The following is a 21,555-nucleotide window of genomic DNA, read 5'->3' as shown; positions in this document are numbered from 1 at the left end:
GACCATAAAAGGAGTGGACGCCCCCCGCCTGCCTTGCCATGATACCAAAACATATCATGAGAATACCGGCACACGACAAGCCGGTGATCAGCGGGGTGAAGGATGGCGCAGAACAGCCTGACAAGAAGGGGGGTTTTGCCCATCCTTGCGGCGCGCGCCGCGTGCGTCACCGCCCGTGATACGCTTCCTTCCATCGGCTTCGCCCTGCCCGACCCGGCGTGCGCGGAGACGCAAGCTTCGGGGACATCGTCTTGAAACATCGTCTCGGCCTGATCCTGGCTGCGCTCGCCCTCCCCCTGCCCATGGCGGCCCCCGCGCTGGCCGCACCGAAGACGGTGGCGACGCTCGACCGCTGGCAGGTGCGGATCGACCCGCAGGATGCCGCCGCCGCGCGCGAACATCCGCAGGCGGCGACCTGGCTGGCCGCGACCGTACCGGGCAGCGTGCAGCAGGACCTGATCGCCGCGAAGATCGTCCCCGATCCCTATAAGGGCGCGAACGAGGCCCCGATCCAATGGGCGGGCCTGACCGGCTGGCAATATCGCACGACGCTGGACGTCACGCCGGAGATGCTCCGCCGCGATCATCTGGACCTGGTGTTCGACGGGCTCGACACCTTCGCGACGGTCAGCGTGAACGGCCAGCCGCTCCTGTCCGCCGACAACGCCCATCGCCGCTGGCGGGCCGATGCCAAGCCGCTGTTGAAGGCGGGCGCGAACGAGATCGTCGTGACCTTCGCCTCGCCGATCAAGACGCTCCAGCCAATGGTGCTGGCCGAGAAGCATCCGCTGCCCGGCGAATATGACTCCCCCTATGGCGATGAGCCCAAGGGCGTTCAGACCTCTCCCTATATCCGCAAGCCCAAATACCAATATGGCTGGGACTGGGCACCGCGCATCGTCGATATCGGCATCTGGCGCCCCGCCCGGCTGGAGGCATGGGACGCCGCGCGCATCGACAACCTCCGCATCGAGCAGGAGGCGCTGACCGATGCCGAGGCGCGCATCCTCGCCCGCGCCTCGGTCGTCGCGGACCGGGCGCAGACCGGCCGCATGGACGTGACCGTCACCGGCCCCGACGGCAAGCGCATCCGGGTCCGCCGCGACGTCGCGCTCCAGCCGGGGGAGAATGACGTGGTCGTCCCCGTGTCGATCGCCAAGCCCCAGCGCTGGCAGCCGGTCGGCTTCGGTGCGCATCCGCTCTACACCGTGAACGCGGCGCTGGCGGGTGCCGATACGGTCGAGAAGCGCACCGGCCTGCGCACCGTCGAGCTGGTGCGGAAAGACGGCAGCTTCGGGCTGAAGGTCAACGGCAACATCATCTTCGCCAAGGGCAGCAACGTCATCCCGTTCGACGCCTTCCCCGCACGCGTCGCCGCCACGACCGAGCGTCAGATGCTGGAAAAGGCGGTCGCGGCGAACATGAATATCGTCCGCATCTGGGGCGGCGGCTATTATCCCGAGCACAGCTTCTACGACGCCGCCGACGAACTGGGCCTGATGGTCTGGCAGGACTTCATGTTCGGCGGCGCCGTCACGCCGCCCGATGCGAAATTCCGCGACAATGTCCGTATCGAGGCCGAGGAACAGGTCGCGCGCCTGCAATCGCATCCCTCACTCGTCATCTGGGCGGGCAATAACGAGGTGCTGTCGGGCTGGGAAAACTGGTCGGATCGCAAGGCATTCAAGAAGGCGGTCGGTGCGGACGAGCAGGAACGGATCGGCACCGGCATGGCGGTGCTGTTCGACCGCGTACTGCGCGATGCGGTGGTGAAGAATTCGCCCGGCATCCCCTATTGGCCCGGCTCGCCTTCGACCGATTATGAAGGGCCGACCGACACCGACAAGAATGGCGACCGCCATTTCTGGGATGTCTGGTCGGGCTCCAAGCCGGTCGAGCGCTATACCGACAGCTGCCCGCGCTTCATGTCGGAATATGGCTTCCAGGCCTTCCCCGACCTGTCGACCATCGCGACCTTTGCCGATCCGGCGGATTTCCGCATCGACAGCCCGGTGATGAAGGCACACCAGAAGTTCCTGAGCGGCGAAGGCAATGACCGCATCACCTTCTACCTGAAGCAGAATCTGCGCGATCCGCGCGACTTTGCCGATCTGGTCTATCTGTCCCAGGCGATGCAGGCGCGCGCCATCGGCCTTGCCGCGCGACACCACCGTGCGTGTCGACCGGTGACTTTGGGTTCGCTCTATTGGCAGCTCAACGACAGCTGGCCCGCGATCAGCTGGTCGAGCATCGACTGGACCGGGCATGACAAGATGCTCCAGCACGAGGCGCGCCGCTTCTTCGCGCCCCAGACGATCGTGGCGGAGACTAAGCCCGGCGCGACGCGGATCGCGCTGATCTCCGACGCCACGACGCCGAAACCGCTCGGCTGGCGCGTCACCGGCTATGCCATGGACGGCCGCAAGCTCGGCTCTCAAAGCGGCAGCGTGACCATGGCCGCCGCCTCGGCCAGCGATGTTGCGACCATCCCCGATGCGACGCTGTTCGCGGGCGCCGCGCCTGAGGCGAGCTATGCCGTCGCCGAGCTGTTCGACGGCGACAAGGTCATCGCGCGCCAGATCGTCGAGCGGAAGGTCCCGCGCGACATGACATACCCGGCGCCCGGCATCACCCCGCGCTGGGCGGGCAAGCAGCTGACGCTGACCGCGCGCAACTTGGCGCGGCAGGTGCAGGTCAATTTCGGCACCACCCCCGCCGAGCCCTCCGATGACGGCTTCGACCTGTTGCCCGGCGAGAGCATCACGCTCACCATCCAGAGCGATGCGGATGCCGCTACCCTGGCGCGCGAGCTTAAAATCTACACCCTTGGTCCGAAGGACGCCCAGTGATCCCCTTCCTTCTCCTTGCCGCCGCCGGTCAGGCCGCTGCCCCCGCCCTCCCACCGGAAGCGCAAAAGCTGACCGTCGCGCAAAAGGCGGCGCAGCTGGTCAACGAGGCGCCCGCCGAGCCTGCGCTGAACCTGCCCGCCTATGACTGGTGGAGCGAGGGGCTGCACGGCATCGCGCGCAACGGGCCGTCGACCGTCTTCCCGCAGGCGATGGGCATGGCCGCGACTTGGGATACCGCACTGATCCAGAAGGTCGGCGATGTCGTCGCGACCGAGGCGCGCGCGAAGTTCAACAGCCAGCCGCTGAATGCCGATCGCGGCCTGTATCAGGGGCTGACCATCTGGTCGCCCAACATCAACATCTTCCGCGATCCGCGCTGGGGCCGTGGCCAGGAAACCTATGGCGAGGATCCCTTCCTCACCAGCCGCATCGGCATCGCCTTCGTTCGCGGACTTCAGGGCCCGGACCTGAAGCACCCCAAGGTCATCGCGACCGTCAAGCATCTCGCCGTCCATTCGGGGCCCGAGGGCGGGCGCGACAGCTTCGACGTGATGGTCTCCCCGCGCGATCTGGAGGCGACCTATCTCCCCGCCTTCCGCGCGACCGTGACCGAGGGCAAGGCGCTGTCGCTGATGTGCGCGTACAACGCGATCCACGGCACGCCGGTCTGCGCCAACCCGATGCTGCTGACCCAGCGGCTGCGTACCGACTGGGGCTTTAACGGGCTGGTGGTGTCGGACTGCGATGCAGTCGGCAATATCTGGATGTTCCACCATGCCCAGGCCGACGCGCCGGCCGCCGCCGCGGCGGCGCTGCGCGCGGGCACTGATCTGAATTGCGGCAAGGCCTATCTCTCGCTGCCGCAGGCGGTGGAGCGCGGCCTGATTACCGAGGGCGAGATCGACACCGCGCTGGCCCGTGCGCTGGCGGTGCGGCACATGCTGACCGTGGATTCCCCCTGGAACCGGATCAAGGCGAGCGAGGTCGGCACCCCCGCCCACCGTGCGCTGGCGCTGGAGACGGCGCGCAAGGGCATCGTCCTGCTCGACAATCCGAACGACATGCTGCCGCTCAAGGGCAAGACGCTCGCGGTGTTCGGCGCGGATGCCGATGATCTCGGCGTGCTGGAGGGCAATTATCACGGCACCGCCATCAACCCGGTTACCCCGCTCGACGGTATCCGCGCCAAGTTCGGCCGCGATGTCCGCTATGCGCAAGGGTCGGTGCTGGCCGAGGGAGCCTTTGTCGGCGTGCCCGAAACCGCGCTGTCGGCGAACGGCAAGCCCGGCCTGACGGTCGAGACCATGGGTGCGAACGGCCAGTGGACCGCCGCCGGTCAGGACCGCCGCATCGACTTCAACTATACCAAGACTGCGCCCTTCCAGCGTCGCTGGACCGGCACGCTGACCCCGCCGGGGCCGGGCCAATATAAGCTCCGCCTCGACGGTCCCGCCTGCTGGCACGCCTGCCCCGCGCATGACGCGGTGAAGCTCTATATCGACGACCAGCTGGTCGTGGACGATGTGATCGGCGGCAAGAAACTGGAAACCATGATCGACGGTTCGGCCCCGCGCCGTATCCGGGTCGAGATCGACCATAAAGGCGGCGACGAGGGCCTGCGCCTGCAATGGCTGCCGCCCGCCGAAGCGCTGACCGCCGAGGCGCTGAAGGTCGCCGGGACCGCCGATGTGCTGATCGCGGTCGTCGGCCTATCGCCCGATCTGGAGGGCGAGGCGCTGGGCGTCTCGGTCCCCGGCTTTGCAGGCGGCGACCGGACCGAGGTCGTGCTGCCCGAGCCGCAGCGCAAACTGCTCACCGCGCTCCAGGCGACCGGCAAGCCGGTGGTCGCGGTCGTCATGTCCGGCTCGGCGGTGTCGCTGGGCGACTTCAAGCCCGCGGCGACGCTGGCGGCCTTCTATCCGGGTGCCGAGGGCGGCACGGCACTGGCCGAAATTCTGGCGGGTGACGTGAACCCGTCGGGCCGCCTGCCGGTTACCATCTATCAGTCGACCGCCGACCTGCCCGCCTTTGCCGATTACGGCATGAAGGAGCGCACCTATCGCTACTTCACCGGCAAGCCCGCCTGGGGCTTCGGGCACGGCCTGAGCTATACGAAGTTCGACTATGGCCAGCCGACCGTGACCGCCAGCGTCGCGGTAGGCCAGCCGGTCGAGGTTGCGGTGCAGCTGCGCAATATCGGCCAGCATGCGGGTGAAGAGGTAACGCAGGCCTATCTGGTCCCGCCCGCGACCGACGAGAAGCTGGTGCTGACCGACCCGGTGCTGCAACGCCAGCTGGTCGGCTTCACCCGTGTCGCGCTGAAGCCCGGCCAGGCGGGCACCGCGCGCTTCACGATCGACCCGCGCCTGATGAGCCAGGTCTGGCGCGATGGCACGCGCCGCATCCTGCCGGGCACCTACAAGCTCTATATCGGCGGTGGCCAGCCGGGCGACGGTGCGGGGCATTGGACCCAGTTCACCGTCACGGGCCAGGCGCAGGACCTGCCCAAGTGACGCCCAGCCGCCGTCAGGTGATCGCGGGGGCCGCCGCCCTCGCCGCCACCCCCAGCTTCGCCGCCGCGCCGGGCTTCGTCAGCAAGCGCCCGCCCGTCGCCGATCGCCGCTTCATATCCAAGGCGGTCGAGGCGGAGATCACCCGCGTCTCCAAGATGATCGCCGATCCCGAACTCCGCTGGATGTTCGGCAACTGCTATCCCAACACGCTCGACACCACGGTGCTGGCGCTGGGCGAGATGAACGGCAAGCCGGACGCCTTCGTCATCACCGGCGACATTCCCTGCCTGTGGCTGCGGGACTCGGCGGCGCAGCTGCGGCCCTATCTGCATCTGGTGAAGCGCGATCCGGCGCTGGGGCGGCTGTTCCGGGGGCTGATCGGGCGGCAGGCGCGGTCGATCCTGATCGACCCGTACGCCAATGCCTTCATGCAGGACCCGAATGCCAGGACGAACCTCGGCTGGGCGCTGAAGGACGATACCGAGATGAAGCCCGGCGTCGCCGAGCGGAAGTGGGAGATCGACTCGCTCTGCTACGCGATCCGGCTCGCCTATGGCTATTGGCGCGAGACGGGCGACACCACGCCGTTCGACGTCGAATGGAAAGCCTCCGCCCGCCTGATCGTGAAGACCTTCCGCGAGCAGCAGCGAAAGGACGGCCTCGGCCCTTATCGCTTCCGCCGCTCGGCGCCCGAGCCGACCGAGACGCTCTATCGCGGATACGGCCTGCCGACGCGTCCCAATGGGCTGATCCATTCGGGTTTCCGCCCCTCGGACGATGCGTGCCTGTACGAGCAGTTCATCCCCGCCAACCTGTTCGCGATGACGACCCTGCGCGAGCTGGCCGCGCTATCGAACGCAGTCGGCGAGCCTGCGCTGGCGCAGGACGCGACCGCGCTGGCCGCCGAGGTGGACGCCGCACTCAAGCAGTTCGGCACGATGACGCTGCCGAGCGGCGAACGGGTCTGGGCCTATGAAGTCGACGGGTATGGCAATGCCGTCTTCATGGACGACGCGAATGTGCCCTCGCTGTCGGGCCTCGCCTATCTGGGGAGCGTCGATCCGGCCGATCCGCTGTGGCAGCGCACCGTCGCCGCCTGCTGGAGCCGGAACAACCCCTGGTATTTCGAGGGCCGCGCGATCAGCGGCATCGGCAGCCCGCATACCGGCCCCGGCCAGGTCTGGCCGATGTCGGTCATCACCCGTGCACTGACCTCCACCGATCCGGCTCTGCTGCGCGACAGCCTGGCGATGATCCGGCGGTCGCACGGGCATACCGGCTTCATTCACGAAGGGGTCGATATCGACGATCCCGCCAAGTTCACACGCGACTGGTTCGCCTGGGCCAATGGCCTGTTCGGCGAACTGATCGTCCATGTCGCGGCCACCAGGCCGGAAGTTTTGCGGGAGACGTTCGCATGGTTTTGACCCGCCGATCACTCCTTGCCGGAACCGCGCTCGCCACCCTGCCGCTCGACAGGCTCGCCGCTCGCGTCGACATCCCTCCCGTTCTGCCGAACCTGTTCATCGGCACGGGCGGCGACGGCCACACCTATCCGGGCGCGGTCCTGCCCTTCGGCATGGTGCAGTTGAGCCCCGACACCGATGTCGAACGCTGGGACACTTGCTCGGGCTATCACCATGGCGACGGCTCGATCATGGGGTTCAGCCACACCCACTTGTCGGGCACGGGCATCGGCGACATGCTCGACGTGCTGGTCGTGCCGACGCGCGGGGAGCTGAAGCTGGTGCCGGGGCCGCTGTCGGACCCGGATGCGGGTTATCGCCAGCGTTATTCGGACGAGCACGCCACGACGGGTTATTACCGGGTCAAGCTGGAGTCCGGCGTCCTGGCCGAACTGACCGTGACCGAGCGGACCGGCTGGCATCGCTATACCTATCCCAAGGGGCCGGGGCATGTCCTGGTCGACCTGTCGCATCTGGTCCTCGACAAGAGCGACGCGAAGCCGCTCATCACCGACGCCGAGATCAGCGTGGAGCCCGACGGCACGATCACCGGCACCCGCCGCGTGTTCCGCTGGGCCAAGGGGCGGCGCATCTTCTTTGCGATGCAGCTGTCCAAGAGGCCCAGCCGCATCCAGCTGTTCGGTGACGGCGACGCCCCTGCGAACGGCACGCAGGTCCAGGGCAACCGCCTGAAGGCCGCCCTGTTCTTCGACGAACTGGGCGACGCGCCGCTGCTCATCCGCTGCGGCATCTCGGCAGTCGATGTCGCCGGGGCCAAGGCGAACCTGGCGGCCGAGGCCAATCACTGGGATTTCGAGCGTATCCGCAAGGCCGCCGTGGAGCGCTGGTGGGATAAGAATTTCGGAGTTCACGTGGAAGGCGGCACCATCGACCAGCAGGTGATCATGGCCTCCGCCAATTACCACACGCTGATCGCGCCGACGCTCTTCTCGGACGTCGACGGACGCTATGTCGGGCTGGACGGGCAGGTTCACACCCTCCCTGCCGGGCAGTCGGCCTATAGCACCTATTCCACCTGGGATACGTACCGCGCGCTGCACCCCTGGCTGATCCTGACCCAGCCGGCCCAAGCCAAGAAGCTGATCGAGGACGTCATCCGTCAGACCCAACAGAGCCTGTACGGCCCGCCGGTCTGGACGCTCCAGGGCAAGGAGACGGGCATCATGATCGGCTGGCACGGCACGCCGATCATGGCCGAGGCGATGGTGAAGGGCATTCCCGCCGACTATGCCGCCGCCTGGCCCGGTATCGCCAAGCGCAGCTTCGACTTTTCCGCGCCCGACCTGGACAATAGCAAGGGCCGCGACCTGTATGACGCCAAGGGCTATGTCCCCGCCGACAAATGGTTCGAGAGCGTCAGCCGGACGCAGGAATATGCCTATGACGACTGGGCCGCGTCGCACATCGCGCGCCGGATCGGCAAGACGGCGGAGGCCGACCGGCTGCTCAAGCGGTCGGGCAATTGGCGTAACGTGATCGACCCGTCGATCGGTTTTGCCCGCCCCCGCTTCGACGATGGCAGCTGGTGGAAGGATTACGACCCCATCCAGCTGGGCCATATGCCCAAGCCTTGGTGGCGCGACTATACCGAGGCCAATGGCTGGCAGGCGACCTTCCTGAACCAGCATGACGTCTATGGCCTGATCCGCCACATGGGCGGTGACGCCAAGTTCGAGGCGAAGCTCGATGGCCTGTTCAACGCGCCTTCGACGCTCCCGAAAAACGCGCCGCCGGACATTTCCGGGCTGGTCGGGCAATATGCGCATGGCAACGAGCCGGACCAGCATGTCGCGTACCTCTATGCCTATGTCGGCGCGCCGTGGAAGACCCAGAGGATGGTCCGCCGCCTGCTGACCGAGATGTACAAGAACGCGCCCGACGGCATCATCGGCAATGACGATTGCGGCCAGATGAGCGCGTGGTTCCTGTTCTCCGCGCTCGGCTTCTATCCGGTCGATCCGGTCAGCGGCGCCTATGTCCTGGGCAGTCCTTTGTTCGAGCGGGCACAGGTCTCGCTGGGTGGAACCAAGACGCTGATCGTCGAGGCCAAGGGCAATCGCCCCGACACGCCCTATGTCCAGTCGGTGACGTGGAACGGTCGCCCCTGGACGAAGAGCTGGATCGACCATGCCACGCTGGCAAAGGGCGGCACCCTGTCCTTCACCATGGGGGCCGAGCCCAACCGCGCCTATGGTCGCGATCCCAAGGATCGGCCGCCTTCCTTCGACCATCGCCCCGCCTGATTTCTCCCGGAGCCGACCCGATCATGACCGATTTCTCCCGCCGCGCCGTCCTCGCCTCCGGGCTCGTCGCCTCCGCCGCACCCGCCTTTGCGCAAAAGGGCGCGGGCGCGCCCGCCCCTTATGGCGCGGTACCCTCGGCGCGGCAGTGGCGCTGGCACCAACGCGAGCAATATGCCTTCATCCACTTCGCCATGAACACCTTTACCGACAAGGAATGGGGCTATGGCGACGAAGATCCCAAGACCTTCAATCCGTCCGACTTCAGCGCGGACCAGATCGTCGGAGCGGCCAAGGCGGGGAATCTGAAGGGCATCATCCTTACCGCCAAGCACCATGACGGCTTCTGCCTGTGGCCGACCAAGCTGACCGAGCATTGCATCCGCAACTCGCCGTACAAGGACGGCAAGGGCGACATCGTCCGCGAAATGTCGGACGCGTGCAAGCGCGCGGGGCTCGCCTTCGGCATCTATCTCTCGCCCTGGGACCGCAACCGCGCCGATTACGCGCACCCGTCCTATGTGGAGTATTTCCGCAAGCAGGTGGTCGAGCTGTGCACCGGCTATGGCGAGCTGTTCGAATTCTGGTTCGACGGGGCCAATGGCGGCGACGGCTATTATGGCGGCGCGCGCGAGACGCGGCAGATCGACGCGCCCAAATATTATAACTGGCCCTCGATCATCGCGCTGGTCCACCAGTATCAGCCCATGGCCTGCACCTTCGATCCGCTGGGTGCGGACATTCGCTGGGTCGGCAATGAGGACGGTATCGCGGGCGATCCCTGCTGGCCGACCATGCCGAACCACCCTTACGTCCAGTCGGAGGGCAACTCCGGCGTGCGCGGGGCTCCGCTGTGGTGGCCCGCCGAGACCAACACCTCGATCCGGCCCGGCTGGTTCTATCATGCGGACGAGGATTCCAAGGTCCGCTCGCCGGAGAATTTGGTCGGCTATTTCGACACCTCGGTCGCGCGCGGCACCAACATGAACCTGAACCTGCCGCCCGACCGGCGTGGTCGCATCCCCGATCAGGACGTGAAGATCCTGAAGAGCTTCGGCGACGCGATCCGTGCCAGCTTCGCGACCGACCTTGCGCAAGGCGCGGTCGCACGCGCCAGCCATGTACGCGGCAAGGGGTATGAGGCGGCGAAGGTGTTGGACGGCCAGCGCGATACCTATTGGTCCGCGCCGGACGGCGTGACGACGCCCAGCCTGACGCTCGACCTGCCGCCGGGCCGCAGCTTCGACCTGATCCGCATCCGCGAATATCTGCCGCTCGGCGTCCGCGTCACGCGCTTCGCGGTCGATGCCGACGTCAACGGCCGGTGGCAGCAGCTCGCCGAGCATGAGTGTATCAGCGCGCAGCGGATCATCCGCCTGCCCGCCCCCATCACCACCCGCCGCGTCCGCCTGCGTATCGTCGACGCGCCGGTCTGTCCGGCGATCAGCGAGGTCTCGCTGTTCAGGAGCGTCGCGCCTGTTCCCGTGCCCGCCATCGTCTCAAGCGACCCGACCGTCCTCGACACGCGTGGCTGGACGATTGTTTCGGCCAGCGCGCCAGGCGCGGAAAAGCTGCTCGACAACGACGCCAAGACCATCTGGACGCAGCCCGCGCCGACGCCCGGCAAGCCCGCTAGCGTCACGGTCGACATGGGCCAGGTCCGTGACGTGGCCGGGTTCAGCCTGACCCCCTCGCGCCAGGTCATGGTCGATGCCGCCCCGCCGCGCGGTTACGTTGCGGAGACGAGCACCGACGGAAAGACCTGGGTCTCGGCGGGTTCGGGCGAGTTCTCCAACATCGCCTATGCCCTTTCCACCCAGCGCCTGCCCTTCACCAGCGTGCGTCCGGTCCGCTATCTGCGGCTGACCTTCGCGGACATGTCCAAGCCCGCCCAGAAGCTGGCGATTGCGGGGATTGGCGGCTTCACCAAACGCTGACCCCCGCTCCCCGTCGCGACGATTTTTCTCGCCGCGACGGGATGGCATTTGCCTCTTGTGCGTTGCAACATGGCACGACGCAGAAGGAGGTACGCCATGACCGACCGTCTCGATCCCAAACGGAAAGCCAGACCGCGCGTCGCCCTCGCCCTGCAAGGCGGCGGCGCGCACGGCGCCTATGGCTGGGGCGTGATCGAACGGCTGCTCGATGAGGATATCGAGCTGGTCGGCGTCAGCGGCGCCAGCGCCGGGGCGGTCAATGGCGCGGCCCTGGTGTCGGGCTATGTCGCGGACGGACATGCCGGGGCACGCGCCGCGCTGGAGCGATTGTGGCGGGCCGTCGCCGATGCATCGCCGCTCGCCCCGCTCGACGTCGGCGCGCTGGGCGGCCCGTTCTACGAATCGCTGCTACGGCGATCGCTGGACATCGCCAAGCTCTCCAGCCGCTATGTCGCGCCCTTCCTGCCCGGTGTGCGCGACATGAGTGCGCTGCGCCGCGCGGTCGAGGCGAGCGTCGACCTGGACCTGCTCGCGCGGCAGACCGACGTGCCGTTCCATGTCGCGGCGACGCATATCGCCAGCGGATCGGCGCGCCTGTTCACCGGCGAGCACGTCACGCTCGACGCGCTGATGGCCTCGGCCTGCCTGCCCGAGCTGTTCGCGGCGGTGGAGATCGATGGCGAGCAATATTGGGACGGCGGCTTCACCGCCAACCCCGCGCTGGAGCCGCTGCTGACCGATGCGATCGGCGCGACCGACATGATCGTGGTGCAGATCACGCCCTTCACCGTCGAGGATGTCGGTGGATCGGTGGGTGACGTCATGCGACGGGTCAGCGACATCAGCTTCAACGCCTGCCTGCGCCGCGATCTGCGCGCGCTGTCCGAAATCCAGGATATCGCGCGAAGCGAGCGGTCGCGCGACGTGCGGATGCGCGCCATCGCACGGGTCAACCTGCATCTCCTGTCGCCGCCGCCCGAACTGGCGGGCCGCTCGGGCACCAGCAAGGTCGATACGCGCTGGTCGGTGCTTCAGGATTTGCGCCAGTTGGGCCATGCCCAGGCCGAAACATGGCTGGCCGATCATCGCGATGCCCTGGGCCATGCGTCCTCCTTCGACGGCCTGCCGGAGGAAGCGATACGCGATTGACCCGATCGCCCAAATATTGATGCGCATCAAGATCAGAGGCAAAGCGTTCCGATCGCCGATCTTTTGGGCACCCGTCGGGACACAATCAATATAACCGACGTTATCGCTCCATAACGAAAGGGGCGAGATTGTTTATCCTTCATCTGGCGCTTGGCGGCTGCCTGAAATCACCACCCGTTCACTATGGCATCACCGCCGACACGGGCGGCCATATCGCCTATATCCTTGACGCCGCCCATGCCCAGGCTATGAATATTGACGTGGATCAAGTATCCATCGTCACCCGCCTGTTCGAGGGCGCCGGTCTGGGCCTCGATCATGCCCGCGCCAGCGAGCGTCTGACGGACAACCTGACGATCGACCGCATCGCCACCGAGGATCGGCGCTATCTGGAAAAGGAGGCGCTGGCGGAGGAACTGGACGCCTTTGCCGAAGCGTTCTGCGCGCATCTCGCCCGCCTGCCCCGGCTTCCCGACGTGATCCACGCCCATTTCTCCGACGCCGCCGCCGTGGCGGCCGAGGCACGGCGCCGCTTCGCCATCCCCTTCGTCTACACGCCCCATGCGCTGGGCATCGACAAGGCGCGGCATCACGGCGCCTCCCCCACGCTGGACGGCCGGATCGCCGCCGAGCGCGAGTCCATTGCCAAGGCCGATGCCCTGATCGTCTCGACCCATGACGAGGCCGAGCGACAGGTGCACGGCTATGGCGTGCCGGTCGATGGGCGCATCCACCGCATCGCACCGGGCGTGCCCCGCCGCGATACCAGCCCGCCGCGTCAGCCCCATCTCGTCGAGCGGCTGGGCGATCACCTCACCGATCCGGCCAAGCCCATTCTGCTCGCCATCGCGCGCCCCGTGCCCAAGAAGAACCTGGCCGCGCTGGCCCGCGCCTATGCCGCCTCGCCCGCGCTGCGGGATGCCGCCAATCTGGTCATCCTGGCGGGTCAGCATGACGGTCCCGGCTCGCCGGAGGAACGCGCGGTGCTGGGGGAATTGCAGGCGCTGGCCAGCCACCCCGACCTTCAGGGCCGCTTCGCGCTGCCGCCCGCCCATGACGGGCATGACGTCGCTGCCCTTTATGACCGGGCGGCGCAGGGTGGCGTCTTCGTCAATGCGGCCCTTCACGAGCCCTTCGGCCTGACGCTGATCGAAGCGGCGGCGGCGGGGGCGCCGGTGGTCGCGACACGGCATGGCGGGCCCAGCGAGATCGTCGGCGCGCTCGGCCATGGCTTGCTCGTCGAGCCGCGCGACGAAGCGGCGATCGCGGCGGCCTGCCTAGCCATATTGTCCGATCCCGAACGCCATGCCCGCATGAGTGCAGCGGGGCGCGAAGGGGCAGGCCGTTACGACTGGACGCGCTATGCGGCCGAGTCCGTCGCGCTCTATGCCCGGCTGCCCCGCGCGCCCGGCCTGCTGGCCAGCGATATCGACCATACGCTGACCGGCTGCCGGGTCGGCGCCCACGCCTTTACCCAATGGCGCCAGGGCAGCGACCTGCCCTTCGTCGTCGCGACCGGGCGCTGCTTCTCGATGGCGCGTGCCATCCTGTCGCAATGGGGACTGCCCGAACCCGACGCCTTCATCACCGATGTCGGCACCCGCATCATGCTGAAGAGCCAGCGCGGGTGGCAGGAATGCCCGGACTTTTCCGCGCGCCTGAACCAGGGCTGGGATCGCAAGGCGGTGGTCGCCGCGCTGAAGCCGCTCCGCCTGCGCCCCCAGCCGCGCGATACGGCGGGCCCGCACAAGGTCAGCTATTTCGGCACTGCGGAGGACGCCGCACGGGTACGCGAAACGCTGGCCGAACAGGGACTGGCGGCGAAGACCGTGTTCTCGCACGGCAAGCTGATCGACGTGCTGGCCCCGCTGGGCGGCAAGGCGGCGGCGGTGGCGGCCTATGCCCGGCGCCTGGGCCTGCCGCTCGGCGCCTGTATCGCGGCGGGCGACAGCGGCAACGATGTCGACATGCTGGAGGACTGCGGCCATGCCATCGTCGTCGGCAATGCCAGCGACGAGCTGGACGGGCTGGTGCCACGCGATGGCCTGATCCGCACCGATGGCCATCATGCGAACGGCGTATTGGAGGGGCTCGACCGGCTAGGCCTGACCGCCCCCGCCGCGACGCGGGCCAGCGCGGCATGAGCCGTCCCTTCGGCTATTTCGTCCATCACCAGGGGCGCGGCCATGCCGAGCGCTGCGCCGCCATCCTCAACGCCCTGCCACCCGAGCGCCCGGTCACGATCTTCTGCGCGCGCGACGATATTTTCCCCGCTTTGCCACCCCATGTGGAGCGGATCGTCATCCCCTCGCTGTTCGAGCCGACCGGGATGGAGGCGACCGGCATGGACATGGTGCCGACCCCCGACACGCTGCACTGCGCGCCGCTCGGCTGGCCCGGTATCCGCCATGCGATGGCGGTGATCGCCCGCTGGTTCGACACCGCGAACCCCGCGCTGATGATCTGCGACGTATCAGCCGAGATCGCGCAGCTCGCGCGCATCTGTTCGGTTCCGCATGTGAAGATCCTGCAGCATGGCGATCGCGGCGATCCGGGGCACCGCGCAGCCTATGACGGCGCAGCGGGGCTGCTGGCCGCGTTCGACGAAGCGCTGGCCCAGCCCGAATGGGACGCCGCGATGCGCGCGAAGACCTGTTTCGCCGGCGGCCTGGGCGTCGATACCCGCGTGCCGGAGCGCGAGCTGGCGCGCCAGCGGATCGGCGTGGGCGCGGACGAGGAGATGATCCTGGTCCTGTCGGGCGGCGGCGGCGGCGGCTTCGCCCAGGCGCCGCTCGGCGTCGGCGCGCGCAGTCGCCCGGGTGCCCGCTGGATCACCATCGGCCCGATCGTCCGCGACTGGCACGCGACCGAGCCCGGCAATATCGAGCATCGCGGCTGGGTCGACAACGCCGCCGATCATGTCGCCGCCGCCGATCTGGTCATCGCCTCGACCGGCAACACCACCTGCCAGCAGGTCCTGGCCGCCGCCCGTCCTTGGCTCGCCATCCCCGAATGGCGCTATTTCGACGAGCAGCACCGCAAGGCCGAGGCGCTTGTGGCCGCCGGGGTCGCCTGTGTCCGCCCGCACCTGCCCTCCTCCGCCCAGGCCTGGACCGCCGCACTCGCCGAAACCCTTGGCCAGCACCGCCCCGCCATCCAGCGCGCGATGATCGCCGACAGCCCGGCACAGATGGCCGCCGACTGGCTGGAGGCGCTCGCCCACCGGCTGTGGCCCATCGAACCCGCCCCGCTTTCCCCATCCATCGGAGCCCATTCATGATCTCGGTCGTCACGCTCGCCGGGGGCCGCCCCGATCATCTGCGCAATGTCGTCCTTGGCCTCAGCCGCCAGACGATGCTGCCTGCCGAGCTGATCGTCGCGGTTATTCAGGACACGCCCTATGACCTTCCGGAGGCGCCCTTTCCCGTCCGCCAGATGATGTTGACCGGTCCGCGCCTGCCACTGGCTGCCGCGCGCAATGCGGCGGCGAAAGCCGCGGTCGGCGACAATCTGGTCTTCCTCGACATGGATTGCATCCCGACGCCCGATCTGCTCGCCGATTACGACCGCTGTCTGGATGAGATGGACGGACTGCTGATGGGCGAGGTGATGTACCTGCCCGGCGGCGCGACGCAGGGCGACTGGCGTTACGAACAATTCGCCGAGGTCGCGGTCCGCCATTCCGACCGACGCGGTCCGCCGCCGCAAGGGGTCGAGCGATGCACGGATTATCGCTGCTTCTGGTCGCTCAACTTCGCGATGCGCCGCGCGACCTTCCTCGCGACCGGCGGTTTCGACGAGCGCTATGCGGGTTATGGCGGCGAGGATACCGATTTCGGCAAAGTCGTCGATAAGGCGGGCGTGCCGATCGCCTGGATCAAGGGCGGACTGGCCTATCACCAATATCACCCCCATCACATGCCGCCGGTCCATCACATCGACAGCGTCGTCCGCAATGCCGAGCTGTTTGAGGCGAAATGGGGCTATCGCACCATGGGCCACTGGCTGCACGCCTTTCGCCTGATGGGCCTGATCGACGACACGCCGGGTCGTCCCATCCGCATCCTGCGCCGACCGGACGCGGACGATCTGGCACTGACCGGCCAGCAAAGTCACCAACCCTATGCCAATACCGCCAGCGTCATCCGCCTGTTGGAGGAACGCGCGGGCAAGCCCCGCGTCGCGGCATGAGAATCGCGCTGCTGGCGCATGTCCGCCAGCCGATCCGCCAACCCTTTCTGGGCGGCATGGAGGCGCATGGCTGGTATCTGGCCGAGGGGTTGGTGGCGCGCGGGCATGAGGTGGTGCTGTTCGCCAGCGGCGACAGCGACCCGCGCTTCACAATCGACCCGGTCCTGCCCGTCCATTACGAGGCCGTCTTCCCTTGGGCCGAGCATCACGGCAAGCCGGAGCTAATCGCGCATGTCGATGCCGGTTACGCCGCCGCCTGCGACCGGATCGCGCGTGGCGGCTTCGACGTGGTGCATAACAACAGCCTGCACCGCTTTCCCCTGGAGCCGCGCCGGACCGCGCAGGTGCCGACCGTCACCTCGCTCCATGTGCCACCCTATGACGCACTTCATCACTTCGTGCGGACGAGCCCATCGCCGACCCACCGTCTGACCGTGACGTCCGCCAGCCAGATGAAGGCCTGGTGGCCCAACGGCGCGCCACCGGAAGCCTCGGTGTTGCACAACGCTATCGACCCCGCCGCCTGGCCATTTGTCGCAAAGGGCAATGGCGAGGCGGTGTGGTGCGGACGGATCACCCCCAATAAGGGGCCGCATCTGGCAATACAGGCGGCACGGGCGGCGGGCATTCCCTTGACCCTGTTCGGTGCGATCGAAGATCCGGATTATCATGCGGCGGCGGTCGCCCCGCTGCTTGATGGTACGATCCGCTATGGCGGGCATCTGGATGGCACGACGCTCGCGCAGGAACTCGGTAAGGCCTCGGTGTTCCTCTTCACCCCTTGCTGGGATGAGCCGTTCGGGCTGGTCGCGATCGAGGCGATGGCCTGCGGTCTGCCCGTCGCCGCCTTCGACCAGGGCGCCGCCCGTGAAGTCGTGGGCGAGGCGGGCATCGTCGCTCCGCCAGGGGACGTCGTCGCCCTCGCCCAGGCCATCGGGCAGGCGATGGCGATTCCGCGCGCCGTTCCCCGCCGACGCGTCGAGGCGCATTTTGCCCGCGACCTGTGGCTCGACCGGTGCGAGGCGCTCTATGCCCAGGTTCGCGCGGCCCGGCCGGACGCCATGGCGGCGTGAGCGGGACCGTCATCGCCCGACAGTGCGACGCGCTGCTCGCCCTTTATCGCCGTCACGTCCGCGCTGGCGAGCCCTATGCGCTGGTCGACTTTCCCGATCATGCCAATGTTGGCGACAGCGCCATCTGGCTGGGCGAGATCGCCCTCCTCCACGCGGTCAGCGCGGGTGCCCCGGCCTATGTCTCCCGCTGGGACGATTTCGACGAGGCAGCCTTCCGCGCCGCCTGTCCCGAGGGCCCGATCCTGATCCATGGGGGCGGCAATCTGGGCGATATATGGCCGCATCATCAGCGGTTTCGCGAATATCTGCTGGAGCGTTTTCCCGATCGCCCGATCGTTCAACTGCCCCAGTCGATCCATTTCCGCGATCCCGCCCATCGCACGCGCTTCGCGGCGCAGGCCGGGCGCCATCCCGACTTTCACCTCTATGTCCGCGACCAGCCCAGCCAGATGCTGGCGGAGCGCCATGTTGATTGCCCCGTCACGCTGGCACCGGACTCCGCCTTCGGCCTTGGCCCCCTGCCCCGCCCCGGCGCGGCCGAGTGTGGCCACCTCCTGCTGCTGCGAACCGACACCGAACGCGCAGAGCGCGACGATACGCCGCTCCTTGCCCTGCCTGGTGCCGTGGTACGCGACTGGCTGGAGGAAGCTCCGGTGACGGCGCGTGATCCCACCGAGCGGGCCCAGCAACGGGTCGCACGCGGCCTGAACCTGCTGGCCCTGGGCGAAACGGTCGTGACCGACCGGCTCCACGGCCATATCCTGTCGCTGCTCCTCGGCATCGACCATGTCGTGCTGGACAATGATTATGGAAAGGTCGGCGCCTATATCGCCGCCTGGACCCGCGACAGCCCCACCGTCCGACAGGCCGCGTCCCCGGCCGAGGCGGCGGCGATGGTGGCCGGATGATCGAGATCAGCCTGCTGATCTGTACCCGCAATCGCATTCGCAGCCTGGGCGCGACGCTCGCCTCGATCGCCGAGGCGGCGGAACGGGCCGCCCCCCACCGGATCGAGCTGATCGTGGTGGACAATGGCTCGACCGACGGGACGGCGGCGATGGTACGGCGATGGGCGACCGATCGCCCCTTCGCCGTACGCCTTCTGGCCGAGCCCAGGCCCGGCCTCGCCCGCGCCCGCAACCGCGCCCTGGACGCCGTGCGCGGGCGGATCGTCGCGATGACCGATGACGACTGTATCCTGCACCCCGATTATTTCGACCGTCTCGCCCGCGCCTTCGCCGCACACCCGGCGCCGGTGATTATCGGCGGACGCATCCTGCCGGGCGACCCCGCGGACCTGCCCGTGACGATCAAGCTGGAGGATCATCCCATGCGCTGCCCGGCGGACGCCTTTCCTGGCGGCTTCGTCATGGGCGCGAACCTGGCCTTCCATGCCGAGGTCCAGAAGAGGGTCGGGCCCTTCGACCCGCGTTTCGGGGCGGGCGCGCCCTTTCGGTCGGCGGAGGATACCGACTTCCTGCTGCGAGCCCAGGCGATGGGCATTCCCCTGCTCTACGACCCCGGCTTCGTCGTCGACCATCATCATGGCCGCCGCCAGCCAGCCGAGGGGATCGCCTTGCTCGCCGGGTACGGGTTTGGCGACGGGGCGCTCTATGCCAAATATATCGGGCAGGACCGCCGGGCCCCCCGCTGGCTCGCGCGCGATGTGCGCCATCTTACCAAGCGCTTTGCCGGGCCGGTGGCGGGCATCCCGCATTTCCACGCCTTTCGCCTGCGCCATGTGCTGGCGGGCTTCATCGCCTATGCCGGTCGCGCGCTTACAGGTCGACGCCGAACCGCAGGCCCAGCGTCCGCGGCCTGAGCGGCGTCGACACGTTGTGCCGCCCCAGCAGGAACGGGTTGCCATAGGCGAAGCGATTGCCCCGCTCGTCCAGCACATTGTCGAGTGTCGCCGCCAGCGAATAGCGGCCATGGCGCGCGGTCAGGCCCAGATTGCCGAAGCCATAGCCCCCCTGGCGCACATCGAACATATCGCCGACGCCCAGAACAGAGGGGCCGACAAAGGCCGCCTCGACCTTGGCGGACAGCGTCCAGACGGGACCCAGGCGAAAGTCACGGACCAGCCCCAGGCGGCCCGACGCGGTCGGCGTCTCGGGCAGGCGACGGTTGCGCGCCCGGCTGAGCGCCGCGGTCGACCCTGTCACCTCATTGTCGGTCAGGAACAAGGCGCCGGTCAGGTGCCAGTCGCGCTGCGGCACCCACTCCACCCAGCCTTCCAGTGCGTCGATATAGGCGTCACCGATATTGCTGGTGATGGGCTGTCCGCTCCGATTGAGCAGGTCGGCCTGGATCGCGGTCCAGGCGGCGCGCGACAGGCTGAACGAGGCCGAGAGTCCGGTCTGCCCGCGACGCACGCGCCGGACGCCCAGCTCGGCCATGTGGATCGAGTCGGATTCGAAGTTCGCGACCCGCCCGACCCCGGCCGCCACCGCCAGACCGCCGGTCCGGAACCCCGACTGGTAGCGGCCGAACAACGTCCAGTTGTCGCCCAGCAGCCAGGAGAAACCGAAGGTCGGGTCGACGCGGGTGGTCGAGCGGCCCCGGACGAAATTGTTCGAGCGCGGCGTGATCGACGGTTCGCCGTCCACCCGCGCCGCCGTGACACGCCCGCCCATCGTCACCGACAGGGCATGGGTGATGGGATAGGTCGCCTCACCGAAGATCGCCCCGCTGCGCGTCAGGTTCGTTACGCCGATGACCGGTCGGACGCCCTGTCGCACGGTCAGCGACCGCCCCATCACAGACTGGTCCGACACCATGTTGATGCCGACCACCCAAGACCCACCGCCCGGCCACCGTCGCGATAGGCGGCTCTCGTGCGAGAACAGCGTCTTGCTACCCGTCAGCTGATAGGATGCGAGCGGCCCCAGGACACTGGCGTCGAACTGCTCGAACGACGCGCCACCCACAATGCCCGTCGCCGAGACGAATTGCAAGCCGTTCGACCAGCTTTTGGACAGGACCAGCCGCCCGAAATTCATATCGCTCCAGGACGGCTGGCGGATGGCGGCGCGGCTGACCAGCTCGTCCTCGCTCATCACATATTGCGCGTCGCGCGACACGATCGACTGGGTGCCGCCCCCCAGTTCCGCGCGCCAGCCATCGCCGACGTCCCAGCGCAGCGTACCGCGCAGGCCGCTGGTCAGCACGCGATTGATCGCGCGCTCGCCGGTCCGGCTGTTGTCGATATAGCCGCCGTCGACGGCGTGATAGCCGACCAGCCGGATGCCCAGCGTGCCCGGCAGCAGCACCTTGTTGGCCACTGCCGCGACATCGTTGCCCGGCGCCCCATCCTGGGTCAGCGCGCCGCCCCATTCCAGTCGTCCGCCGTCGCGGACCAGCGACACCGGGTTCGAGGTGACACGGATGATGCCGCCGATCGCCCCCGATCCGTGGAGCGCCCCCTGCGGCCCCTCGGCGATCTCGATTTCGCCGACATCATAGAGTTTCAGCCCCGGATCGGGCCCCGCAAAAGCGATCTGCACCTCGTCCAGATACAGGCTGGCAGTCGCTTCGGTCGCGCCGTTGAAGCTGCTGTCGGCGATGCCGCGAATGAACAGCTTGTTGCGGCCGGGCCCCAGCGCGGTGGTCTGCAAGATGGGGGTCTGGCCCGCCACGTCGCTGAGGTCCATCGACCCGCCGGGCAGCGTGACGCCGCGCCCGATAACCGAGACGCTGCCCGGATAGCGGGCGAGTTCGGTGCCCTGTTTGCTGGCGGTGACGATGATGTCCTGCGCATTGCCCGCCGGAGACGGTGGCGGCGGCGGACGCGGACGGGCACGCAGCGGCTTCGGCTGCGCGGCGCGCGGACTGCCGACGATCCGGAAGCTGCTGGCGTCGATCACGATGGAGCGATAGCCGGTGCCGCGCAATAATTGCGTCAAGGCACGCGCCGGATTGGCCGTCGTGGTCAGCGCGCGGGACCGCAGCTGTCGCAGGCGGTCATCGGTGGTGACGATGGTGATCCCGCCTTGCCGCGCCAGTTCGCGAAGCGCCGCGTCGAGCGGCATGGACGGCAGGATGATGCGATGGGCGGCCCCTGCTACCGGCCCCTGGGCCTGGCCTGCGACCGGCGCGACGAGAAGGGCCACGGCC

General features: G+C 68.0%; 13 protein-coding genes. 12 read left to right on the top strand and 1 reads right to left on the bottom strand.

Annotated features, from left to right (window positions below):
• The first annotated feature begins 251 nt into the window (after positions 1–251).
• The 12 genes from QZ546_RS11710 to QZ546_RS11655 all read left to right on the top strand — a co-directional run bounded on the left by QZ546_RS11710 (position 252) and on the right by QZ546_RS11655 (position 19,261).
• Positions 252–2,849, top strand: a complete 2,598-nt coding sequence (locus QZ546_RS11710) for a glycoside hydrolase family 2 protein (RefSeq protein WP_294237557.1) — start codon at positions 252–254, stop codon at positions 2,847–2,849.
• On the top strand, positions 2,846–5,362 hold the full coding sequence (locus QZ546_RS11705) for a glycoside hydrolase family 3 N-terminal domain-containing protein (RefSeq protein ID WP_294237555.1): 2,517 nt from the start codon (positions 2,846–2,848) through the stop codon (positions 5,360–5,362). The genes QZ546_RS11710 and QZ546_RS11705 overlap by 4 nt, the downstream gene beginning before the upstream one ends.
• Positions 5,359–6,789, top strand: a complete 1,431-nt coding sequence (locus tag QZ546_RS11700) for a glycoside hydrolase family 125 protein (RefSeq protein WP_294237552.1) — start codon at positions 5,359–5,361, stop codon at positions 6,787–6,789. Before QZ546_RS11705 ends, QZ546_RS11700 begins: the two co-directional genes overlap by 4 nt.
• Positions 6,780–9,092, top strand: a complete 2,313-nt coding sequence (locus QZ546_RS11695) for a GH92 family glycosyl hydrolase (protein WP_294237549.1) — start codon at positions 6,780–6,782, stop codon at positions 9,090–9,092. The genes QZ546_RS11700 and QZ546_RS11695 overlap by 10 nt, the downstream gene beginning before the upstream one ends.
• 23 nt (positions 9,093–9,115) lie before the next feature.
• Complete coding sequence (locus tag QZ546_RS11690; protein WP_294237546.1) at positions 9,116–11,026, top strand: alpha-L-fucosidase; 1,911 nt, start codon at positions 9,116–9,118, stop codon at positions 11,024–11,026.
• A 96-nt stretch (positions 11,027–11,122) separates the two neighbouring features.
• Complete coding sequence (locus QZ546_RS11685) at positions 11,123–12,175, top strand: patatin-like phospholipase family protein (RefSeq protein WP_294237544.1); 1,053 nt, start codon at positions 11,123–11,125, stop codon at positions 12,173–12,175.
• Between the two features lie 128 nt (positions 12,176–12,303).
• A complete protein-coding gene (locus QZ546_RS11680) occupies positions 12,304–14,319 on the top strand; it encodes an HAD-IIB family hydrolase (protein ID WP_294237542.1) in 2,016 nt (671 codons plus the stop codon).
• Entirely contained in the window at positions 14,316–15,455 is a 1,140-nt protein-coding gene (locus QZ546_RS11675; RefSeq protein WP_294237538.1) for a glycosyltransferase, read from the top strand. Before QZ546_RS11680 ends, QZ546_RS11675 begins: the two co-directional genes overlap by 4 nt.
• The gene (locus QZ546_RS11670; RefSeq protein ID WP_294237535.1) at positions 15,452–16,366 is read left to right on the top strand and encodes a galactosyltransferase-related protein; all 915 of its coding nucleotides are present in this window, start codon (positions 15,452–15,454) and stop codon (positions 16,364–16,366) included. Before QZ546_RS11675 ends, QZ546_RS11670 begins: the two co-directional genes overlap by 4 nt.
• On the top strand, positions 16,363–17,439 hold the full coding sequence (locus QZ546_RS11665) for a glycosyltransferase (RefSeq protein WP_294237532.1): 1,077 nt from the start codon (positions 16,363–16,365) through the stop codon (positions 17,437–17,439). Before QZ546_RS11670 ends, QZ546_RS11665 begins: the two co-directional genes overlap by 4 nt.
• Positions 17,436–18,347, top strand: coding sequence for a polysaccharide pyruvyl transferase family protein (locus QZ546_RS11660; RefSeq protein WP_294237529.1), 912 nt, complete (start codon positions 17,436–17,438; stop codon positions 18,345–18,347). The genes QZ546_RS11665 and QZ546_RS11660 overlap by 4 nt, the downstream gene beginning before the upstream one ends.
• The gene (locus QZ546_RS11655; protein ID WP_294237526.1) at positions 18,344–19,261 is read left to right on the top strand and encodes a glycosyltransferase family 2 protein; all 918 of its coding nucleotides are present in this window, start codon (positions 18,344–18,346) and stop codon (positions 19,259–19,261) included. The genes QZ546_RS11660 and QZ546_RS11655 overlap by 4 nt, the downstream gene beginning before the upstream one ends.
• On the opposite strand, the gene QZ546_RS11650 is transcribed toward QZ546_RS11655, so the two are convergent.
• On the bottom strand, positions 19,218–21,551 hold the full coding sequence (locus tag QZ546_RS11650; protein ID WP_294237523.1) for a TonB-dependent receptor: 2,334 nt from the start codon (positions 21,549–21,551) through the stop codon (positions 19,218–19,220). The genes QZ546_RS11655 and QZ546_RS11650 overlap by 44 nt on opposite strands.
• Between the last annotated feature and the right edge of the window lie 4 nt (positions 21,552–21,555).

Origin of the sequence: uncultured Sphingomonas sp., assembly GCF_913062585.1 — a bacterium.
Classification (GTDB): Bacteria; Pseudomonadota; Alphaproteobacteria; order Sphingomonadales; family Sphingomonadaceae; genus Sphingomonas.
Note: the sequence above shows the minus strand (reverse complement) of the source record. Positions and strands in the feature narration are given on the sequence as shown.